General features: G+C 73.9%; 16 protein-coding genes. 4 read left to right on the top strand and 12 right to left on the bottom strand.

The features are described 5' to 3' along the window. Positions 1-170: 170 nt before the first annotated feature. The 5 genes from ACZ4VT_RS18525 to ACZ4VT_RS18505 all read right to left on the bottom strand — a co-directional run bounded on the left by ACZ4VT_RS18525 (position 171) and on the right by ACZ4VT_RS18505 (position 5,426). Positions 171-2,234, bottom strand: coding sequence for an RICIN domain-containing protein (locus tag ACZ4VT_RS18525; RefSeq protein WP_467950870.1), 2,064 nt, complete (start codon positions 2,232-2,234; stop codon positions 171-173). A gap of 309 nt (positions 2,235-2,543) precedes the next feature. Beyond that, positions 2,544-3,995: a DUF7824 domain-containing protein gene (locus ACZ4VT_RS18520; RefSeq protein WP_467950869.1), complete on the bottom strand. Its 1,452-nt coding sequence runs from the start codon at positions 3,993-3,995 to the stop codon at positions 2,544-2,546. A gap of 53 nt (positions 3,996-4,048) precedes the next feature. Beyond that, positions 4,049-4,351 (bottom strand): hypothetical protein, encoded by a 303-nt coding sequence (locus ACZ4VT_RS18515; protein WP_467950867.1) that lies wholly within the window; start codon positions 4,349-4,351, stop codon positions 4,049-4,051. Positions 4,352-4,414: 63 nt separating this feature from the next. Further along, on the bottom strand, positions 4,415-4,957 hold the full coding sequence (locus ACZ4VT_RS18510; protein ID WP_467950865.1) for an isochorismatase family protein: 543 nt from the start codon (positions 4,955-4,957) through the stop codon (positions 4,415-4,417). A 115-nt stretch (positions 4,958-5,072) separates the two neighbouring features. After that, positions 5,073-5,426, bottom strand: a complete 354-nt coding sequence (locus ACZ4VT_RS18505; RefSeq protein ID WP_467950863.1) for a VOC family protein — start codon at positions 5,424-5,426, stop codon at positions 5,073-5,075. Positions 5,427-5,583: 157 nt separating this feature from the next. Between ACZ4VT_RS18505 and ACZ4VT_RS18500 the strand changes: the two genes are divergently transcribed. Then, positions 5,584-6,966 (top strand): cation:proton antiporter, encoded by a 1,383-nt coding sequence (locus ACZ4VT_RS18500; RefSeq protein WP_467950861.1) that lies wholly within the window; start codon positions 5,584-5,586, stop codon positions 6,964-6,966. Here the strand turns inward: ACZ4VT_RS18500 and ACZ4VT_RS18495 are convergent. From ACZ4VT_RS18495 to ACZ4VT_RS18475, 5 genes are all read right to left on the bottom strand, one after another. Then, positions 6,905-7,750 (bottom strand): polysaccharide deacetylase family protein, encoded by an 846-nt coding sequence (locus tag ACZ4VT_RS18495; protein WP_467950860.1) that lies wholly within the window; start codon positions 7,748-7,750, stop codon positions 6,905-6,907. The genes ACZ4VT_RS18500 and ACZ4VT_RS18495 overlap by 62 nt on opposite strands. Positions 7,751-7,887: 137 nt before the next feature. Beyond that, complete coding sequence (locus ACZ4VT_RS18490; RefSeq protein ID WP_467950859.1) at positions 7,888-8,430, bottom strand: heme-binding beta-barrel domain-containing protein; 543 nt, start codon at positions 8,428-8,430, stop codon at positions 7,888-7,890. Positions 8,431-8,487: 57 nt separating this feature from the next. After that, positions 8,488-10,560, bottom strand: a complete 2,073-nt coding sequence (gene fusA / locus ACZ4VT_RS18485; RefSeq protein ID WP_467950858.1) for an elongation factor G — start codon at positions 10,558-10,560, stop codon at positions 8,488-8,490. Positions 10,561-11,219: 659 nt separating this feature from the next. Further along, complete coding sequence (locus ACZ4VT_RS18480) at positions 11,220-12,575, bottom strand: sensor histidine kinase (RefSeq protein ID WP_467950915.1); 1,356 nt, start codon at positions 12,573-12,575, stop codon at positions 11,220-11,222. 136 nt (positions 12,576-12,711) lie between these two features. Further along, entirely contained in the window at positions 12,712-13,389 is a 678-nt protein-coding gene (locus tag ACZ4VT_RS18475; RefSeq protein ID WP_467950856.1) for a response regulator transcription factor, read from the bottom strand. Positions 13,390-13,524: 135 nt separating this feature from the next. On the opposite strand from ACZ4VT_RS18475, the gene ACZ4VT_RS18470 reads away from it, so the two are divergent. Continuing rightward, the gene (locus ACZ4VT_RS18470) at positions 13,525-14,142 is read left to right on the top strand and encodes a hypothetical protein (RefSeq protein WP_467950855.1); all 618 of its coding nucleotides are present in this window, start codon (positions 13,525-13,527) and stop codon (positions 14,140-14,142) included. A 69-nt stretch (positions 14,143-14,211) separates the two neighbouring features. Here the strand turns inward: ACZ4VT_RS18470 and ACZ4VT_RS18465 are convergent, their stop codons facing one another. Next, the gene (locus ACZ4VT_RS18465) at positions 14,212-15,432 is read right to left on the bottom strand and encodes an FAD-dependent monooxygenase (RefSeq protein ID WP_467950853.1); all 1,221 of its coding nucleotides are present in this window, start codon (positions 15,430-15,432) and stop codon (positions 14,212-14,214) included. Positions 15,433-15,482: 50 nt separating this feature from the next. Next, a complete protein-coding gene (locus tag ACZ4VT_RS18460; protein WP_467950851.1) occupies positions 15,483-17,453 on the bottom strand; it encodes a glycoside hydrolase family 15 protein in 1,971 nt (656 codons plus the stop codon). Between the two features lie 560 nt (positions 17,454-18,013). Here ACZ4VT_RS18460 and ACZ4VT_RS18455 point away from each other — a divergent pair. Together ACZ4VT_RS18455 and ACZ4VT_RS18450 are read left to right on the top strand one after the other, a co-directional pair. Next, a complete protein-coding gene (locus tag ACZ4VT_RS18455; RefSeq protein ID WP_319732568.1) occupies positions 18,014-18,592 on the top strand; it encodes an RNA polymerase sigma factor in 579 nt (192 codons plus the stop codon). Between the two features lie 869 nt (positions 18,593-19,461). Next, complete coding sequence (locus ACZ4VT_RS18450; protein ID WP_467950913.1) at positions 19,462-20,292, top strand: IclR family transcriptional regulator; 831 nt, start codon at positions 19,462-19,464, stop codon at positions 20,290-20,292. Positions 20,293-20,391 lie beyond the last annotated feature (99 nt).

The raw sequence follows: 20,391 nt of genomic DNA, 5'->3' as shown, positions 1-20,391 counted from the left end.
AAACACCCTCTTCCTATCCCCCGTTTTTCCTCCCCCCCCCCCCCCCCCGCCCCACCCCCCCCCCCCCCCCCCCCCCCCCCCCCCCCCCGGGGCGGGATCACGGCGTCAGGCCGTCACGGCATCGCTGCCGCGAGGGCCCGCGGAGCCGTGGCGACGCGTCGCGGCGGTGCTCAGGCCTTCTGGAGGGTCCAGGCCTGAGCCGCTCGGCCGTCCGCACGCTGGAGGTCGAGCAGCCAGTTCCCGTAGTAGGGGCGGTTGCTGACGGTGAGGGCGAAGCCGCCGCTCGGGTCGGTGACGGTGACCGTGCCACCGCGGGAGGTCAGCTTCCAGGCCTGCGCGCCGTTGCCCTTGTCGCAGGGCTGCTGCGCGACCCACATGCCGGCGGCGGGCGTGCCGCCCGGCTGCAGGCACTTGCCGGAGACCGCGGACCGCATGCGGACCTGGCCGTTGCCGGCGTCGTCGAAGAACCACTGCTGCTGGGCGTACCCGTTGGCGCGGCCGCCGACGAGGACCGTGCCGTCGGCGGTGCGGCCGCCCCACACCTCTGCGGCCATGCCGGTGCTGCCGTTGCCGAGCGTGTACGTGCTGCCCGGGGTGGTCGCCCCGCCGCCCGTTCCCGGCGTCTTGAAGGACGCGGCCTTGCCGGGTCCGCTGTCACGGCCGGAGCTGTCGCGGACCGAGACGGTGACCGAGTACGACGTGTTGGGCTGGAGGTTGTAGATGCGCAGCGCCTGCGACTGGACCCAGGTCAGGTGCTTGCCGTTCAGGAGGACCTGGTACCAGGAGGCACCCTCGACCTTGGGCCAGCTCACCACGACGGAGTTCGACTGGATCTGGGCCGCCGTCGCGGCCGGGCCGCCGCCGGGCTTCTTGGTCGGCGTGGGCGTCGGCTTCTTCGTCGGGGTCGGCGTCGGGTTCGGGTTCGGACCCGGGTCGGTACCGCCACCGCCCTTCGCGCGCATCAGGAACTGGTTGTCGGCGATGTTCCAGTGCGTGGCCAGGTAGCTTCCGGCCTTGGGGCTGGTGTGGAAGTAGTCGTCGTGGTTGCAGTCCAGGATGTTCTCGGACGCCTGGTTGGTGCAGACGTTGCGCATCTGCGGGTAATACGGGGTGTCCGAGTAGCACATGACGTCGTACTCGTCGGTGCAGTGGGCGCCGCGGCTGGTGTTCGGGGCGCTGTTGTTGACCGCGCCCAGGTTGTGCCCGAGCTCGTGCGCGGCGGTGTGGCCGCCCCAGCAGCCGGAGTCCGTACGGCCGTAGGACGGGCCGAAGTTGCTCTGATTGGCCTGGCCGGGCCGCTCGTCGCCCGCGAAGGTGCCGATGCCGCAGTAGACCTGGGAGTCCGCGAAGATCATGTACTTGCGGTCGCGGCGGTCGAGGCCCTTGCCGGCGAGCGCGTTGTTGGTCGCGCTGAACTCGGCCAGGGCCGAGGCCGGGAGCTCGATGTTGAGCACGGTGGGGGTGCAGTCCGCGGCCGTGACGTACCGGATGTGGCGTACGCCGCCGGTCTCCTGGGCGCTCGCCGAGTAGATGAGGTCGGCGTCGGCCGCCCACTTGCGGAACGAGGCGACGTACTCGGAGTAGCGGTCCTTGCCGGGGGCGTGGACGTACACGACCTGCACGCGGTTGCCGGTGCTGCCGTCGCCGTCGCACTGGACGGTCTGGCCCGCGGGGCCCGCGGCGACGGCCTGGCTGCCGCCGGCGGCCGCCGGTTCGGGCGCCTTCGCCTTGGTCGCCGCGGCGTCGGCGGCGGGCGCGTCCTGAGGACGCCCGCCACCTTCCTTGGAGGCGGGGTCCTCGGCGGCGGGGCGGGAGGGATCGGCCGCCGGTGCGGTCTCCTTGACGGCCGGGGCGATGTCCTTCGTGATGTCGACGCCCTTGGGCGGGGCGTCGGGGCCGTGGGTGCACAGGCCGGTGTCGGTGCGGTAGACACCCACGCACCGGTCGCCCTTCGGCGCGGCCTGGAGGCCGTCGTAGACCATGCCGCGCGCGTTCTCGTTGGCGGGCGCGGCGGCGATCGGCTCGGGTTCCTGGTCCCGGGCGGGTGCGGCGGCCGGTGCGGCGGCCTCCGCGGCCTGAACGGGCGGCACCGCCTGGGCGCCGTCGCCGAGTCCGGAGTAGGCGATGCCTGCGGCTATCACCGCCGCCGTTGCCGTGGCGGCGGTGACGAGTATCAACCTCCGCGGTTTGCGGCGGTGGTCGGCGGCGTCGCGACGTCTGCGTCGTCCTGTCATGGGCACCTCAAATCATTGTCGGAAGACTGGGTGCGCGGAAGCCTGCCAGACGAATGGCGCGGAGAATTCGGACAAACGGGAGTCCGCTTCGAGAAATCATTCCGTTACCTGTCGGCGTGATTTGACGAACACTCAGTTCGCAATCAGGCAAGGGGAGTTACGCGCGTTGCGCTGTAATGGTCCAGGCCATTTGGGGAGGGTTGTTATCAAATCGAGATATGAAGTGGAGGCTTATTGACGGGAATTCAGTCAGTAATTCACCTAATTGCTACCAGCCGAATTGCCTTCGTCACGACCCGTGAGGGCGCGTCAGCGTGGGCCGGTGAGCGCGGAGGTCAGGCGGCGGGCTTCGGTGACGATCCGTGAGGACCCGGTACGGGCCGCGGCCGCCGCCACCTCCGCCGGCACCGGGCCCGTGGCGCCGCAGCGCTCCACGCACGCGGCGGCGACGGCCAGCACCTCGCCCGCGCCCCGTGTCGAAGGCAGGAGGGCCGGCAGGGCCTCGGCGAGCACGCCCCACACCGTGGCGTACGCGCCCGCCGCCGCGGCCGAGCGGGCCGCGTCCGCCAGCCGGTTGGGCTTGACCGTGCCCAGGGTCACCATCGAGGACAGCTCGCGGCCCAGCAGTGGGGCGTCCAGCTCGCCCCGGCCCGCCAGCACCAGCAGGGCCTCCACCGCCGGGCGACGGCTCGCCGGGTGCCGTCCGCCCAGCCCCGCCGCGATGGCGGAGTGCAGCCCGGGCCCCGCGGGTCCGCCCAGCAGGGCGAGGTGCGGCAGCATCCAGGAGTCGCCCTGATCGCCGGCCGTGGCGGCCAGCGCCAGGCCCGGCAGCAGCCACCGGGCCTGGACGTCCCGGTCCTCGGGCAGCACCGCCGCCCGTACGGCGTGCCCGCCGTGCCAGTGATAGCAACGGGTGAAGCCCTCGTGGGGGCGGCCCAGCCACTGGAACGCCTCGGGGAACTCCCGGCGCAGGGCAGGTCGTTCACCGCTCGCGAAGGCGACCTGCGGCACGGCCGCGCCGACCCGCGACCAGGCCCGGTGCGCCTGGGGATCGGGCATGACGACCCGGCGCCGCCCCGTGCCCGGTTCACCGTCGGGGCCGAGCCAGGCGGCGAGCCGATCGCCCTCGGCGGTCCCGAGCCGGTCCGCGGCCGCGGCGGCCGCCGGAGCCGCCGGATCGTCCCGCCGTACGCGCAACAGGGCCTGCCCGAAGTCGGCCGGTCCGGGACGGACGCCCAAACGCCGGTACTCCGCGAGCCGTTCGACGAGCTCGGCCGCTTCCAGCGCGCCCGTGTCCCAGGTGGGTGTGGCCAGCAGGAACGGCTGGGGGGCTCCGGACCGCAGTGCGTACCCGATCTCGCGCACCCGCGCCGCGATGACCAGCTCCAGCCCGCCCTGCGCGCACTCCTCGTGCCCGCGCTGCCGGCGTATGTACTCGGGCTTGAGGCTGTACCCCGCCACCCGCCACAGCAGCGCGGCCACCACCACGTCCACCGCGGCGAGCCGGTCCGCCTCGGCCTCCTCCTCGGGGTAGCGGTGCCCCAGCGCCGTGGAAAGCGCCGCCGCGAGTGCGTGGCGGTCGCGGTGCGCCTGCCGCACGAGTCCGTCCAGGACGCGCTCGAACTCCGCCACGGTGTGGACGCGCGAGTCGAGATGAGCCGCCGTCAGCTCGACGGCCCCGACGACCCCCGAGGGCGAGGCGTCGAGCCGCCGCGCAGGCGGAACGGGCGGGAGGGTGTCCTGAGCGGCGGTCCAGATCATGCCCCCACGCTAGGAGCGCCCACTGACATCGCCTTGGCGGGACGAAGCCGTCCCTAGGGCGCGACCGTCTCTTCCCAGCACGATCGCACCTGCTCCCGCACAGCCGGAACGGATGCCGGATCGCAGGACAGGATGACCAGGAGTCTGCTCAGATCGATGCCCTCGGGCCGCTTGACGGAGGACCAGCGCCGCCCTGCCCGCAGCAGGGTCCCGAAGAGTCGCCGCCGTCCGGCGGCGTCGCCGGACAATGCCGCGTCCGCGGCCTCGACGATCACCACGTACTGGTCGGCGGGCAGCCATTGGCGCTCCCTCTGGCAGAGCGGTGAGAAGCGTCGCGGCGATGCCGGCGGCTCCACCGGGCGTGCCGGGAGCGTGCCTGAGCGTGGCCGTTGTCGATCGCGGCCCCGAGACCACCGTCCCTATTCCGCGGCGAGGGCCTTCAGGTACGAGGCCGCGGCATGGACCTCGCCGAACCGCGGGAAGATCCTCCGTACGGCGAACTCGTGCTCGTCCGCCGCGAAGGCGGACATGGCGTCCTCGACGAACTCGACCTCGTAGCCGTGGTCGCTCGCCGCCCGGGCGGTGGACTCCACGCCCATCGTCGTCACCAGCCCGGCCAGGACCAGCCTGTCCACCCCCAGGCCGTGCAACTGCTCGTGCAGGCCCGTTCCGTGGAAGGCGCCGACCGTGCGTTTGACGATCTCGATGTCGCCGGGGCGGGCGATGCCCTCGACGAAGCCGCTGCCGGGCGGCTGTTCGGCCACGTTCGGACGTTCCACCCGTACCGTCACCACCGGGCGGCCGCCGGCCCTGAAGGCCTCGGCCAGCCGCGCACACCGTGCCGCCACCTCCTCGCCCGTGTAGGGGGCCAGAGGCAGGGCGACGATACGGGGCATCAGGTCGATCAGGACCAGGGCGGTGCCGGGGCCGACACCGGGCTCGGGCTTCGAAGTCTCCGTCACCAGGCGATGGTAGAGCCGGTCGGGCCGGCCCCGGCGCCGGCCGGTGCGCTGTTCCCCGACGTCCCGGCCTGGACCTACTGGGTCTGCCGCAAGCGGATCGGCAGCGTCCGCAAGGTCAGGCGGGCTGCCACAGCTCGATCCGATGGCCCTCGGGATCGGTGACCCAGCCGAACCGGCCGACGCCGTCCATGTCCTGGGTCTCCTCGGCCACGTCCGCGCCCTTGCCGCGCAGCTGCGCGAGCATCGCGTCCAGGTCGCGGACCCGGAAGTTGAGCATGGACTGCTGGGTGCGGGACCCGAAGTAGTCGGTCCCGGACTCGAACGTCGCGAACACGGTCGGCCCGGCCCCCTGATGCCACAGGCCGTTCTCGTCGGCGTCCAGGCCGAGGCAGTCGCGGTACCAAGCGCTCAGGGCCGCAGGGTCGGCGGCCCGCATGAAGTACCCACCGATTCCAAGTACCCGTTCCATGCCGCCATCCTGCCACGGAGGCCATTCCATGGTGGCCGCGCCGAACCGGCCCGCCTCGAACCTCCGTTGGTGCGTCGGCCGAACGGCACTCCCTCGCACTGACGTGAAACCGAACGGAACGACGTCCATCCCGCGGAACGAGTGGAAGTGATCCGGCATGACAGTGATCGACACCATCCGGCTGCTGGCGGCCCTCACCGTGATCTGCGCCGCCGCGCACGGGTGCGGTTTCCTCTTCGGCGCCCTGCGCCAGCCCCCCGTCATCGGCGAGGTCGTCGGCGGCATCCTCCTGGGCCCCTCGCTCCTCGGGCTCCTCGCCCCCGCCGCCCGGGCCGTCTTGTTTCCCGCGTCCGGGGCGGTGACCAGCGCCCTGGACGCCATCCACCAGCTCGGCCAGCTGCTCCTGATGTTCCTGGCCGGCGCGGAGCTGCGCATCCGGGCGAGCGGCCGGGAACGCCGCACCGGGGCGATCGTGGCGGCGGCCGGACTCGTGGTGCCCTTCGCGGCGGGCGCGGGCATCGCTGCGCTGGTCCCCGCCTTCTTCGCGGGGCCGGCGGGCTCCACGGTGACGACCTCCCTCGTCGTGGGGCTCGCGATGGCGGTCGCGGCCATTCCGGTCATCTCGCGGATCATGATGGACCTGAAGATCATGGACAGCGCCTTCGGCCGGATCGTCCTGATGGTCGCCGTGATCGAGGACGTCATCCTCTACGTCGTCCTCGCCGTGGTCCTCGGCCTCGCCGGCTCCGGCCATGGTCACCCCGTCGGTCTGTGGGGCCTGATCGGCACCACCGCGCCCGTGCCGACGGCCGCGTACTTCACCCTCGTCAGCCTGCTGTTCTTCGCCGCGAGCCTGACCTGGGGAGCCCGGCTCTTCCACCAGCTGGCCCGCCACCGCGCCAACATCGTGGCCCGGCAGAGCCCGGTGGCCTTCCGGCTGATCTTCTTGTGCGCCATGGTGCTGCTGTGCCTGGGCCTCGGCGTCAACGCCGTGTTCGGTGCGCTGATGGCGGGCATCTGCGCCGCCCGCGGCGATCAGAGCGCCGAGGACGGCACCTCCCCGGGGACCGGAACCGGACGGGAAGCGGCGGTCTGGGGCGCCATCCGCCAGTTCTCGATGGCCTTCTTCATCCCCGTGTTCTTCGTCCTGGTCGGCATGCGCCTGGACCTGGTGCGCGCCTTCGACCCGTTGTTCTTCCTGTGGTTCCTGACGCTCGCCTGCGGCATCAAGACGGCCGGCATCCGGGCGGGGGCGCGCCTGGCGGGGGAGGACCGGGTGTTCTCCTCGTCCCTCGCGTTCGCCCTCAACGCCCGGGGCACCATCGGCATCGTCCTGGCGGGCGTCACCCGCCAGGCAGAACTCATCAACGACCGCTTCTTCGTGGTGCTGGTCCTCGTCTCCCTCGTGACCTGCCAGATCGCGGGCTTCCGGCTGGCGAGGTCGGCGGACCGGCTCCGGGAGACGACCGGGCCGGCCCTTACCGGGCCCCGGCGGCAGCGGGGGAAGCCGACGCGCTCAGGAACGCGCGCAGGTCGATGACCTCGTAGCCGTCGGCCAGGGCCGCGTCGACGATCAGCGGGAGGGCTTCGGCGTCCAGGACGACGCCGTCGCCGTTGCTGCCGACGTGCATCTGGACGATCGCTCCGGGGGTGAAGGCGTCGACGGCCCGCTCGACCGCCTCGTCCACGGTCATGCCGCCGTCCGGCCCGAGATAGCCGTTGGTGTCCGCGGTGAACTCGATCGCCGCGTAGCCCAGTGCGTTGACGTCGGCGACGGACTGGCGGGTGGTGGAGCTGTACGGGAAACGGAAGAACGGCAGCGGCTCCGTCCCGGACGCCGTCCGGATCGCCGCGTCGGCGCGGCGCACCTCCTCACCCCGCTCCGCCGTACTGATCTCGCCGAAGTAGGGGTGGCTGTACGAGTGGTTGCCGAGGCCGTGCGCGGCGCCCATGGCGCGCACCGCGGCGGGGTGGGCCTCGGCGAACTGCCCGGTCGGGAAGAAGGTGGCGGGCAGTTTCCGCAGCCGCAGTTCGGCGAGCACGGTGTCGATCCCGGCCTCGTCCCACGCGGCGTTGAAGGTGAGCGCGATGACCTTGCGCGAGGTGGGCAGCCGCCGGATCTCACTGCCGAGGAGCGAGGCCGGCGGGCGCGGACCGGCGGGCGGACCGGCGGGCGGACCGCCAACATCCCGGCCACCCGCGGCCGGACCGCCCGCGGCCCGGGCGGTGGGCTGCGCGGTGGGCTGCGCCGCCGCGGCGCCGGAGCGGGGTACGAGTCCCGCGGCCAGCAGCGCCGCCAGCGCGGCACGTCGTCCGACCTCCACGACCCATCACTCCCTCCGGTACGCCGCCGCCGTCACGGGGGCCTGCCCACGACTATGCGACGGCGCGCGCGGGAGCACCCGCAGCCCGTGCCGGGCAGGCGGGTGATCCCGACATGGCGGCCGAAGGCCGACACGATCTAGGACGGGCGCCGGCGCAGGTGCGTCGCGAGGTGGTGCTGCAAGGGCTGCCCCACCGCGGCCATGTCGTGGAGGACCGTCATCTCCTCGCCGTCGACCGTGTAGCGGCGCCGCGTGCCGGTGACCTCCTTGGCCAGCGGGGTCAGCGACACCTCCTTGGTCTCGATCTCGATCTCCGGACCGGACACCCGGCCCACATACGTCTCGACGATGCCGGTGGGGTGGGCGAGCACGACCTCCAGGGAGGCGTCGGGCGTCACCCGCCACCACCCCGCCTCACGTCCCGCCGGACGGACCGGGGCCCCGGAGTCGTCGATCAGCCACGCGCGTGCCTCGTAGCGCAGGAAAGGGCGGCCGTCGTGGCTGAAGGTGATCTCCTGCGCGTAGCGGAAGTCCTTCTCCAGCGTCGGGTACTCGCCCTGCCCCCGCCCGTGCCAGCGCCCGATCAGGGGAAGCACGGGCCGCAGCAGCGGGTGCGGCTCGGGGCCCTCACCCAGGACGTGGCTGTCGGGGTAGGGATTTTCCTGCACCGGCTCGAACATGTTCACCTTGCCTGTCTGCGTGGACCCGAGGGGTCCACGCAGACTAGCGCGAGGCGGTCAGCGGGCCGGCAGGGCTGCCGCGACCGCGGCCGGTACCGGCGCGAGACCGGCCGGGCGGGTGGTGAAGGTGCCCCGGCCCTGGGTGCGGCCGCGCAGCCGCGACGCGTAGCCGAACAGCTCGGCCAGCGGCACGGTCGCCGTGATCACCGCGGTCCCGGACTGAGCCGTGGACCCCGAGACCCGGCCGCGGCGGGCCGCGAGGTCACCCAGCACACCGCCCACCCCGTCCTCCGGAACGGTCACCGTCACCTCCACGACGGGCTCCAGCAGTTCCACCGCGCTCAGGCGCAGCGCCTCGCGCAGCGCGAACCGGCCCGCCGCCCGGAACGCCATCTCCGAGGAGTCCTTGGAGTGGGTCGCCCCGTCGGTGAGCGTGACCCGCAGCCCCGTCACCGGATGGCCGCCGAGCGGGCCCTCGGCGAGGGCGTCCCGGCAGCCGGCCTCGACGGCACGCGCGTACTCCTGCGGCACGCGCCCGCCGACGACCGTCGACCGGAACTCGAAGGCGGCCTCCTCCAACGGCTCGACATCGAGGACGACGTGCGCGAACTGGCCCGCGCCACCGTCCTGTTTGACGTGCCGGTAGACCAGGCCCGTCACCCCGCGCACGACGGTCTCCCGGTAGGAGACCTGCGGCCGGCCGACGACGACCTCCACCCCGTGGCCGCTGCGGATCTTCTCCGCCGCGACCTCCAGGTGCAGTTCACCCATCCCCGACAGCACGGTCTGCCCGGTCTCCGCGTCGGAGCGGACCACCAGCGAAGGGTCCTCCTCGGCGAGCCGCGCCAGGGCCGCCGAGAGCCGCCCGGTGTCGATGCTGCGACGGGCCTCGACCGCGACCGACACCACCGGTTCGGCCACCGAGGGCGGTTCGAGGACCAGCGCGGCCCCCGGCGCGCACAGGGTCGTGCCCGCCCGCGCGGCCTTGAGCCCGATCACGGCGACGATGTCACCGGCCACCGCCTCCTCCCGTTCCTCGTGCCGGTCGGCCTGGACCCGCAGGATCCGGCCGACCCGCTCCGTACGGCCCGTGGCCGCGTCCAGTACGGTCGCGCCCTTGCGCAAAGTGCCCGCGTACACCCGCAGATAGGTGAGCCGCCCCGTCGCGGTCGCCGTCACCTTGAAGGCGAGAGCCGTGAACGGCTCCGCCGGATCGGGCGCGCGCTCCTGCTCCGCGCCGTCCGCCATTCCCCGTACGGGCGGCATGTCGGCGGGCGAGGGCAGGTACGCCAGGACCGCGTCCAGCAACGGCTCGATCCCGCGGTTGCGGTACGCCGACCCGCACAGCACCACGACGCCGTCCCCGCGCAGGGTCAGCTCGCGCAGGGCGCGGGCCAGCGTCCGCCCGGTCAGCGCCGAGGTGGCGCAGAACTCCTCCAGCGCGTCGGCGTGCAGCTCCGCCACCGTCTCCTCCAGGAGCCGGCGCCGCCGGTCCGCCTCCTCGCGCAGCGGCTCGGGGACCGGCCCCGTCTCGTACGTGTCGGAGCCGGCGTGCCAGTGCAGCGCGCGCATCGCCAGCAGGTCGACGACACCGGTGAACGCGTCCTCCTGTCCGATGGGCAGCTGCACCACGAGGGGTACGGCGCCCAGCCGTTCGCGGATCGACGCGACCGCCGTGTCGAGGTCGGCGCCGGCCCGGTCCAGCTTGTTGACGAACGCGAGCCGCGGCACACCGTGCCGGTCGGCCTGCCGCCACACCGACTCGCTCTGCGGTTCGACCCCGGCGACGGCGTCGAACACCGCGACCGCCCCGTCCAGCACCCGCAGGGAACGCTCGACCTCGTCGGAGAAGTCGACGTGCCCCGGGGTGTCGATCAGGTTGACGCGATGTCCGTCCCAGGCGCAGCTCACGGCCGCGGCGAAGATGGTGATGCCGCGGTCGCGTTCCTGGGCGTCGTAGTCGGTGACCGTCGTACCGGCATGGACCTCGCCCCGTTTGTGGATGGCGCCGGTCGCGAACAGGATGCGTTCGGTGATCGTGGTCTTGCCGGCGTCGACGTGGGCGAGGATGCCCAGATTGCGGACTGTGGTGAGGGAAGTGGTGGTGAGGGGTCGCCCGTTGGCGCGCATGGCCCTAGGCCTTTCGAGTGATGAGAGAGAAGGGGCGGCGCGATTCCCGTACGCGATCCTCGGGGCCCCGCACGCAGCCGCGGCGCCGTCGCCACCGCGCCCGGAAGAGGCCCGGGCGGGCGGTGGCGTACGGGAGGCGGGTAGCGGGAAGCGGAGGGAACCCGAAGGGATCTAGAAGTGCGTCACGGGGGTACGGTGACGGCCGCGCGGCCGGCACCGCGCGCTGCGAGACACCGGGATCACGTCGTACCGGGACGGGGGAGCGAAGACGGCGGTGCGGTGCGTGCGCATGGCCGGACTCCCCTTCTCTTCACTCGGTATGAGGCGCGCGGTGCCCTGTCGGCAGCGCGTACGGCGAGTCTAGATCGCGGGCCGGCCCGGGGCACCGCATTTTCCGCTCGCCCCGACGCCGTTGGCCCGGGATGCGGTACCGCACTGCTGAGCGTCCTCGAACCGGCCCGGGCCGCCCATCCGGCCTCCCCGACCCTCACAGCCACACGCCATCGGGGGGCCATCGGCGCTCCGGCCGCGGCGGCCGAACCGGTGCTCGCCGGGATGCTCGCGGCCGAGCGGCGTACCAAGGGGCTCTTCTCGTGGAGCCGTGTCCTGGAGGACGAGCAAGTACGCCGAGTCATGTCCCACGCCCTGGAACGGATCCGTCAGACCTGACGTGTCACCGGCAGCCGCAGCACCAGCCGTGCGCCCCGAGCGGAGTCCTCGGCCGTCAGCGTGCCGCCGTGATGGGCGCTCAGATCCCGCGCGATCGCCAGGCCCAGGCCCGCTCCGCCGTGGTCGCGGCTGCGCGAGTCGTCGAGCCGGGTGAAACGCTCGAAGATCCGCTCCCGGTCCGCGGCGGGGATGCCGGGACCGTCGTCGACGACCTCCAGGACCGCGCCGCGTGCGGTGGTGCGCAGGGTGACGCCGACGCTCCGGTCGGCGTAGCGCTGCGCGTTGTCCAGGAGGTTGGTGACGACCCGGCCCAGCCACAGTGCGCTCGCGGTGACCTCGACGTCGGCTTCGAGGTCCGCCCGTACGGGGACCCGGTCGCCGAGGCGGCCCTCCACCACCTCGCGCACCAGGGCGGTCAGGTCGAGCGGGACGGCCGCCACGGGCTGGGCCGCGTCGATGCGCGCGAGCAGCAGCAGATCGGCCGCGAGGTGCTGGAGCCGTTCGATGTCCTCCAGGGCGCCGCCGATCAGCTCGGGCCACAGCTCGGGGTCCCGGACGGCCAGGGCCACTTCCAGCTGCGTGCGCAGGACGGTGATGGGACTGCGCAGCTCGTGGGAGGCGTCGGCGATGAACTGGCGCTGGCGGATGCCGGAGGCCTCCAGCCGGTCCAGGGTGGCGTTCATCGTCTCCGCCAGCCGGGCGACCTCGTCGTGGGTGGCCGGCACCGGCACCCTGCGGTGCAGGTCGCGGTCGGAGATCGCGGCGACCTCGGCGCGGATCTCCTCCACCGGCCTCAGCGCGTGACCGGTGACCCTCCACGTCACCAGGGCGACCATGGCCAGCAGCAGGGGCATGCCGATGACGAGGGCGGCGGTCGTGGTGTCGTCGGCCGCGTCCGCGTCCCGCAGTGAGGCGCCGGCGTAGACGGTGGCCGGCCCGTCCGGGGTGTCCGTGATGACCTGGACGACCCGCTGACGGTGTTCGCCGCCGAACGGGCGGACCTTCCAGGTGTGGACGCGGGGCCCCGGCAGCCCGGGGGCGGCCGGCGGGAGCGGGGGCACGTCCAGCAGGTTCGGGCTGGCGAACAGCACCCTTCCGTCGGCGCTCACCACCTGGACGAACTCGACGCCGCGGGCGGGCGCGCGGACGCGCCCCAGCTTCCCGGTGGCGGCGAGCTGGGCCACCGTCTCCGCCTGCCGCCGGGCGTCGTTCTCCGCGCCGCGCAGCAGGTTGGCTTCGAGGAGCCCGAGCAGGGCGAACGAGGCGAGGGACAGCGCCGCTGCCACCACCACGCTGGCGCCCACGGTGGCCCGGGCCCGCACGGTGGTGGGCCACAGCCGCCGCAGCGCCGGCCAGCGCCTGAGGGCCGCGCCGGGCACCGCCCGCAGGGCGCCGCCCGCCCGGCTGCGGAGGCGGGGAAGCGGACGGACGCCGGGAAGCGGGCGGACGCCGGAAAGCGGACGCGGGCGCGCGCCGGGACGCTCAGCCACCGTCGACCGCCAGCCGGTACCCGGCTCCGCGTACGGTCTCCAGCGCGGCCCGGCCGAACGGGGCGTCGATCTTGCGGCGCACGGCGCTGACGTGGACCTCGACGACGTTGGGATCGCCGTCGAAGGCGCTGTCCCACACCTGTTCCAGTATGTCCCGCTTGGGCACCACCTCGCCGGCGCGCCGGGCCAGGCACTCCAGCACCGCGAACTCCCGTGCGGTCAGCCGGATCTCCGTGGCGCCACGGGAACAGGAGTGCCGGGCCGGGTCGAGCGCCAGGTCGCCGAAGCGCATCACCTGTGGGCGCCGGCGGCCCGTACGCCGCCCGAGCGCGCGCAGCCGGGCGACCAGGACGAGGTAGGAGAACGGCTTGGACAGGAAGTCGTCGGCGCCGGTGTCCAGGGCCTCCGCCTCGTCGTACTCGCCGTCCTTCGCCGTGAGCATCAGGATCCCCGACTCGTTGCCGGCGGCGCGCAGCTTCGAGCAGATCCGGTAGCCGTTCAGCCCGGGCAGCATGATGTCGAGCACGATCAGGTCGTAATCGTGCTCGGTGGCCATCCACAGGCCCTGGGGCCCGTCGTGGGCCACGTCCACCGAGAACCCCTCCGACTGGAGCCCCCGCTGCAGGGCCACGGCCAGCCGTCGTTCGTCCTCCACCACCAGTACGCGCATGCCGGACAGGATCTCAGGCCCGGCCCACCGCAGGCTGAAGAGGTCTTCAGGTGGCTTCAGCGGGGCTTCAGCATGCGCTCCGCATGCTCGGGAACGAGCCGGGCGCGGTGCCCGGTTGTTCTGAGGAGTGCCTGTATGTCTGATTCTGTCCCGCCGCCGTCCGAGCAGCCCGAGACCGCGCCGGAGGCCGGAGCCCGCAAGCGAGCGGCTCTGGGCCGCCTGGTGCCGCGTACCAAGACCGCCCGATGGGTGGCGGCGGGTGCGGCCGTGGTGGTCGTCGGCGGGGGCGTGGCGGCGGTCGCCGCGGCCGAGCGCCACGACGGGCCCGGGGACCGGGGGCCGCGCCTCGTGTGGGCCGAGCCCGGCGGGAAGGGCGGGTTCAAGCACGGCCCGCAGGGCGTCGAACCGCCCCACGAGCGCAAGGGCGGCCGCGGCGGTCCGGAGGTGTCCGAGCGGCGCGCGGAGTTCTTCGGTCCCGGCGCGCCGGACGCCCCCGGTGCCCCCGGTGGAAAGGGGGGACTGCACAAGGCCGCTCCGGCGCCCCTGCCCTCTCTGGCCATCGGAGACGCGGCCGACAAGGCCGCCGCGGCCGTGCCGGGCGGGAAGGTGGAGAGCCTGCGCGTGATCGCCCAGGACGGCGGCGGCAGCGCCTGGCTGGCCGTGGTCCTCGGACCGGACGGCGTCCGCCACGCGGTCACCGTCTCCGGCTCGGACGGCGCGATCACCCGCAACACCGTGATCGACGGCCGGTAGCCGCCGGGCGGCGGCGGGTGGGGTCGGTGGCGGTGGTCCGTGGCGTGGGCCGGGCCGGCCGGCCCGGGCCTACGGGGCCATCGCCTGGCCCCCGATGCCCGGGGCCCCGGCCAGCTGGGCCTGCCACCACGCCGCCATCCCGCCGCCGTCCATGGCCGCCCAGGCCGGGGTCTCCTCGACCTGGGCCCGGCCCAGCCGGCGGGCCAGCGAGACCAGTTCCCGTCCGGCGGCGCCGCGGGACTCCTCGTAGCCGTGCAGCAGCTCCTCGAAGGACCCGGCGCGCCGCCACCCCTCGGCGAGGGCGGTGGCGTCCTGCAGGGCCTTGGCGGCGCCGCTCGTGTTGTGCGGGCGTACGACGGTGGCCGCGTCGCCCGCGAGCAGCAGCCGGTCCGCGGCGGTGCGGGCCGTCTCCAGGTCGTAGATGGGCTGCACGAAGGTGTCCGCCGGAGGCGTCAGCGCGAGCGCCCGCCCCCAGTACGGGGGGAACTCCCGGGCGAGCAACGCACCGAGGTGTTCCGCCAGTTCGGGCGTCAGCCCGCCCGGGGGAAAGCTCGTCGGGTCGTCGAAGCGCAGCCCGCCGCCGCGCGGCGGAGGGGCGTAGAGCACCCAGTTCAGCCGTGGTCCGTCCGGCCCGGGGATGCGGTAGACCACGCAGGTGCCGCCCGCGAAGCAGACCGTGGTCACCGCCTCCGGCACCGAGTCCGCATCGTTGCCGAGTCCCGCCAGCCGGGCCGCGTCGAGGTTCCCGCGCCAGCACACGTACCCGGCGTAGTGCGGCCGGGACCGTGGGCAGATCGCCTCGCGCACCACCGACCGGTACCCGTCGGCGCCGACGACCAGGTCGTACCGCTCGACGGAGCCACCCGCGAGCCGCACCTCGGCGCCCGCGGTCCGGCCCGCCCCGACACCCGTCACCGTCACCCCCTGCCGGTAGACCACCGAGTCCGGGACCGACTCCCGGAGCCCGCGCCACAGCAGACCCCAGTGATAGGAGTGGAAGGGGAACGGCTGCTCCCACACCGCCCGCCCGCCCGGCCCCGCGGCGTCGTCCCGCACCACCCAGCGGCGCCGCTCCAGCCGGTGCGCCGCGATCCCCGCGGGCAGCGCCCCGCTCGCGCCGAGCTCCACGGCCCGCTCGTCGTGGATGCACAGGCCCACGCCCCGGTCCTCGAGCCGCCCGCGCGTGCGCTCCAGCACCACGACCTCGCCGGCACCCGCCCGCGCCGCCGCCGTGGCGACCGCGCAGCCCGCGATGCTCCCGCCGACCACCGCAACCGTTCCGCCCCGCATGTCCGCCTCCCGACGAAGCACCCTGCGCGTGAACCGCGTTCACAGACGCATCACGTTACTGAACCCGCGGCGCCACCACCGGGTCCGTGCGTCGGATTCCCGCCAAGCCCGCGGCCGCCCGTGACCGCCCGCGCCGCCGTCGCCGGCGGGGTCGGCTGCGGAGAGCCCTGCAGGGCCAGTGCGGTGAGCACCACCAGCGAGTCCGTCCAGCCCAGGGGCGCGACCGAGGACGGCAGCCCGGCCCCGTTCACCGTTTCGGGCAGCTCGCCCAGCCCGTTGCGCTTGGACAGCACCCAGTCGAGCACCCGGCCGGCCCTCGCCTGCTCGCCCGTACCGGACCAGGCGAGGGCGAAGAAGGAGGTGCTGGCCGTCCACGCGTACGACCCCCAGCTGAAGGAGGGGTCGTTGCCGGGCGAGACACCTCCGTTGGGCAGCAGCAGTGCCCGGTAGGTGGAGTCCAGGGCCGCGCCGAGACCGGGCGGGGCGGCGTTGAACGGGGGTGCCATGAAGGCCACCGCGCTGTCCCGGCCGTGCTTGCCGTCCACGGTCCGCTGGTACCCCAGCGGGGCGAAGCGCGCGGCGATCCCGGCGGACAGCCGCCGTGCCGCGTCCCCCCAGCGCTCCGCGTCCCCGGCCGTGCCCAGCCGGGCGGCCAGGTCGGCCGCGGCGTTGAGACCGGCCAGCAGGGGCGCGGCCGTACCGATGTTGGCGGTCGTCGTGTCCAGCTCCCAGTAGTCCGGGGAAGCCGGAGGCAGCCCGTCCGGTCCCAGGGAGCCCGCCGCGTGGTCGGCCGCCTTCCGCAGCATCGGGTAGAGCCGGCGCAGCCGTTCGTCCCTGCTGCCGGCCGGCGCCGCCTGGTACCACTGCCACGTCGCCCACGGCACCCAGCCATTGCCGTCCAGCTGCCACTTCCGCGCGTCCGGCGGCCCGCTGCCGTCCAGCTTGGTACGGGCCTCCCAGGTCCCGTCGGCCCGCTGGGTGAGCGCGTCGTAGTCAAGGATCCGGTACGCCTCCTCGTCGTGCCCGGTGGCGGCGAACGCGGCCGCGGCGAAGGCGCCGTCGCGCGGCCAGGAGTACTCCCACGGCGGCGACCACCCCGCCGCGAACGCGCCGTTGGGCTTCAGCAGCGCCCGCATCGACAACAGGGCGCGCTGCGCCGCGGCCCGTTGCGCGGCGGTGCTCCCCGGCACCTTGCCCGCGGCCAGCCAGGCGCGGCTCTCGGTGACCTGAGCGACGGCGCCCGGGTCGTCGGCCCCGACGACGGCCGACGTGGTGGCCCCTTCCGGCAGGTACCGCCACCGGCCGGAGGGCAGGCGCAGCACATTGCTCCCGTCGACGTACGAGGCGCCCACGGCGAAGGAGGGCAGGACGGCCTCGGTGTCCACCCGGTTGGTCAGCAGGCCCGAGGTGCGGGCCGCGAGCGCGGAGGCCGGTACGTAGCAGGGCTCGCTCTCCCCGCAGCGCTCACTGCCGGTGGGGTTGACGTGGAACGCCAGCCGGGAGGTGTAGGCGTGCCAGCCGCCCCAGTACGCCCGGTCGTAGTTCCAGCTGGTCAGCGAACCGGGCACGGAACGTGTGGTGCCGTACCAGGCGATCGGCTTGTTCTCCGCGGTGGTCGCCTGGAGGAACAGGTAGTACGTGGCGCCCGGGGTGACGGCCGCGTCGACCGGGAATTCGACCCAGCCGGCCCCGGCGCCGCCCAGGGCGGAGAGGTTAAGGGTCCGCGAGGCGATCACCGACCCCGCGTCCGAGCGCACCCGGCGGATCTGGGCGGTCACGGTGCCCGTCGCCGCCCCGCTGCCCAGCCAGACGCTCACCCGGGAGAGCCGGGTGCCGGTCACCGTGAACTCCTGGGCGGCCGCGTTGTTGGTGGCCTTCACGCTGAACAGCGCGGTCTCGTGGCGGACCTGGCCGTCGTACAGCGCGGCGGCCGCGGCTTTCGCGGTGTCCGGGAGCGCGGCCGGCAGACCGGTCAGCGCCAGGGAGAGCACGGTGGGCAGCAGACTCCTCGCGAACGCCATCGGATACAGGCCCTTCCTCTTCGACTGGCGCGCGCGGGGAGTACCGGGGCGCCGAGAGCCTCACCATGCAGGTATCCGGTTCCGGCGAAGGGGGAGTCGGGACGTGTCCCACCGGATTGGGCCGTAGCGACATCCGATCGTGTGAAAGAAGCAGCGGTGGAGCCCGTGCGGGCGCACATCGGCGGAGGCGGCGCGCCCGGGTGTGCCGGGGGCGCGCGCGGGCGGACCGGGGCGCGCGGAGTGGCGGATGCGCTTCCTTCCGAAGATTTTCCGGGACCGGCTTGCACGATCCGGCTCGATTTCCGATGGGGTGGTGAGTGGGAGCGCGTTCGGCGCTCCGCGGCTGCTGGTCCGGGGGCAGGCACGCCGGTTACGCATGGTCCATTTGGAAGGTTTCGCGCCGAAGTGAATGTTCCCGAGACGGCCGCCCTCGTGCTGTTAGCCGCCATCGCGGTCCGTTGTCGTGAGTTTCCCGTAGTCGATTTTCCCGTAGTCGCCGTGGCCGATGTGGCCGTCCCCGCCGCCCCGGCGGGGAGCGATGAACAGCCGTGGGGGAGCGTATGAGCGAAGGCGAATTCGATCCATCGGGGGACCAGGCGGTCTCCAGCGAGCTGGCCGGAGTGCTTCCGGTGGAGTTCACCGCGTTCCACTCCCAGCAGCACCGCGCCTATTTGCGCTACGCCCACCTGCAGCTCGGGAACCCCAAGGACGCCGAAGAAGTCGTCGACGACGTGTTCACCTTCCTGCTGAAGGTGTGGCGCCAGGCGCTGAAGGAGGCGTCCCTCCACGGCTTCGCGTGGGCGGTGCTGCGCGAGCACGTCGAACGGCGGCTGGCGGTCCTGGGCCGCCAGGTGGCCATGGTGGAGACGGCGTGGTTCGCCGCGCTGCGCCGGTCCTCACGGGAGCGGCTGGAACTGCTGGAGTCGAAGCTCGGGCTGTACGCGGCGATCGCGGGCCTGTCCGAACGACAGTACGACGTGGTGCTGTTGGCCTTCCTCCTCGGCAACGACTCCGACACCGTCGCCCGGATGATGGGGATCACCCCCGCGACGGTCCGCTCGCACATCCGCGGCGCACGCCGCACCCTGTCCCGCAAGCTCGGGGTGGACTGGATCCCCGGAGAGGAGAAGGACCAGTGAGCGACATGCCCTGCAACCGTGACATGCCGCTGTGCGAACTGGACGCGGCCCTCGAGGACGCGACGGTACTCGCGGAGGAGTACGCCGGATACGACGAGGGGGCGGCCCGGCGCCGGATCGCCCGCCGGATCGTCGCCGACCGCGCCCGCTCGGCGAGCGGAACCACCGCAGGTGGAGCGCTGCCCGCCCGGGGGCGGCCGGCCTGGGCCGCCACCGACGATCTCGTCCTGGACGCCGCCTGCCATGTGCGGGCCGCCCGCGGCCTGGACGACCTCACGTGGTCCCTCGTGGAGAGCCGCGACTTCGCCGAACTCGCCCTGGACGCCGGCTCCTGGCCGCACGGCGCGGACTCGGCGCTGCTCTTCGGGTGCCTGCTGCACCTGGCCGACCGGACGGACGCCGCGCAGTTCTGGTTCCAGTACGCGGCCGGGGCGGGCTCGCAGACCGCCGCCCGCTGCCTCTACCTCCACCACCTCGCCCGCGCCGAGGTCGCGACCGCCCGCTACTGGAACCACCAGGCCCAGACCCTGCCGCCCGACGAACACCTGCCGACCCTGCCGCCGGCCCCGGAACACCTCGAAGAGGCCCTCGAAGCCTCGGTCATCTGGGCCTCGCCGCCCATCACCACCCAGGACCTCACCGCCCTCGCCGCCGGCCCGGGCCGGGCCGGGCGGCCGCCGCTGCGGCTGCCCGCGCGACTGCGCCAAGCCCTCATGGCCCGCCCGTACGAGGAGCACCCCGACCTGGGGGAGGTCTTCACCCCCGGCCCGCAGGTCGCGGTCGCCGTCGCGCAGAACGCCCGGCTCAACCCCCTCCACCTGACGGAGGAGGCGAACGCATGGGCCCTCGAAGCACTCAAACAGCCTCACCTGACCCACGCGGCCCGAGGGACCCCCGAGGGGCGCCCGGCGCCCGCCGCACTGGAATCCGTCCACCAGGCGCTGCGCGTCCTGGAAGTCATCAACCGCTACTCGGGCGGGGTGAACCTGACCCAGATCGCCCGCGAGACGAAGCTGCCCCAGCTGGTCCTCGCCCGGGCCGTGGAGCAGCTGATCCGCGCGGGCCTGGCCACACCGATCGGACCGGACGCCTACCTCGCCGGCCACGCCCTCCTCCTGACCGACTCGGTCAACGGAGAGGGCCGAGGGCATCTGCGCGAGACCCTCGCATGGGTGCGCGACGCCGTCGGCGCCGCCGTCTACGTCGCCCGCTACACCGACGGCGAGGTCTCCATCACCCAGTACGCCGACGGCCCCGCCACACCCGTGGTCGAGGAGTGGGTCGACTTCCGTGCCGCCGCCCACGCCTCCGCGGTGGGCAAGGCGCTGCTGACCCAGCTCGACTACGACGACAGGAAGGACCACCTGGCCCGCCACCGGCTCGCCCGGTTCACCACTCACACCCTCACCAGCCAGCAGGCCCTCTTCCACCAGCTCGACACCCGCCCGCCCAACGCGCCCCTCCTCGACCTGCAGGAGTACGCGCTGGGCACGGTGTGCGCGGCCGTACCGATCACCGCGGGCCCGAACGCGGAGTGCGTGGCCCTGTCCATCCCCGTTCCCGACCCCGGCAGGCTCAAGCAGGCCGCCCGGATCCTGCAGAGCGAGGCGGCCGCGGTCTTACTCGCCCTGATCGTCGCCGGGAGCACCCAGCCCACGGCACGCAAACCGGAGGACACCGTCCTCTCACCGACCGCCTAGCGGCACGGGGGTGGGGGGGGGGGGGGGGGGGGGGGGGGGGGGCGGGGGGGGCGGGGGGGGGGGGGGGGGGGGGGGGGGGGGGGGGGGGGGGGGGGGGGA

This window comes from Streptomyces sp. NPDC029164, from assembly GCF_055563995.1.
This window is presented reverse-complemented; position numbering and strand designations above follow the sequence as displayed.

Excerpts from the sequence above, each read along its gene's own strand:
- ACZ4VT_RS18525 (WP_467950870.1), bottom strand. The coding sequence starts at position 2,234 with ATGACAGGACGACGCAGACGTCGCGACGCCGCCGACCACCGCCGCAAA.
- ACZ4VT_RS18520 (WP_467950869.1), bottom strand. The coding sequence starts at position 3,995 with ATGATCTGGACCGCCGCTCAGGACACCCTCCCGCCCGTTCCGCCTGCG.
- ACZ4VT_RS18505 (WP_467950863.1), bottom strand. The coding sequence starts at position 5,426 with ATGGAACGGGTACTTGGAATCGGTGGGTACTTCATGCGGGCCGCCGAC.
- ACZ4VT_RS18500 (WP_467950861.1), top strand. The coding sequence starts at position 5,584 with ATGACAGTGATCGACACCATCCGGCTGCTGGCGGCCCTCACCGTGATC.
- ACZ4VT_RS18490 (WP_467950859.1), bottom strand. The coding sequence starts at position 8,430 with ATGTTCGAGCCGGTGCAGGAAAATCCCTACCCCGACAGCCACGTCCTG.
- fusA (WP_467950858.1), bottom strand. The coding sequence starts at position 10,560 with ATGCGCGCCAACGGGCGACCCCTCACCACCACTTCCCTCACCACAGTC.
- ACZ4VT_RS18475 (WP_467950856.1), bottom strand. The coding sequence starts at position 13,389 with ATGCGCGTACTGGTGGTGGAGGACGAACGACGGCTGGCCGTGGCCCTG.
- ACZ4VT_RS18470 (WP_467950855.1), top strand. The coding sequence starts at position 13,525 with ATGTCTGATTCTGTCCCGCCGCCGTCCGAGCAGCCCGAGACCGCGCCG.
- ACZ4VT_RS18465 (WP_467950853.1), bottom strand. The coding sequence starts at position 15,432 with ATGCGGGGCGGAACGGTTGCGGTGGTCGGCGGGAGCATCGCGGGCTGC.
- ACZ4VT_RS18460 (WP_467950851.1), bottom strand. The coding sequence starts at position 17,453 with ATGGCGTTCGCGAGGAGTCTGCTGCCCACCGTGCTCTCCCTGGCGCTG.
- ACZ4VT_RS18455 (WP_319732568.1), top strand. The coding sequence starts at position 18,014 with ATGAGCGAAGGCGAATTCGATCCATCGGGGGACCAGGCGGTCTCCAGC.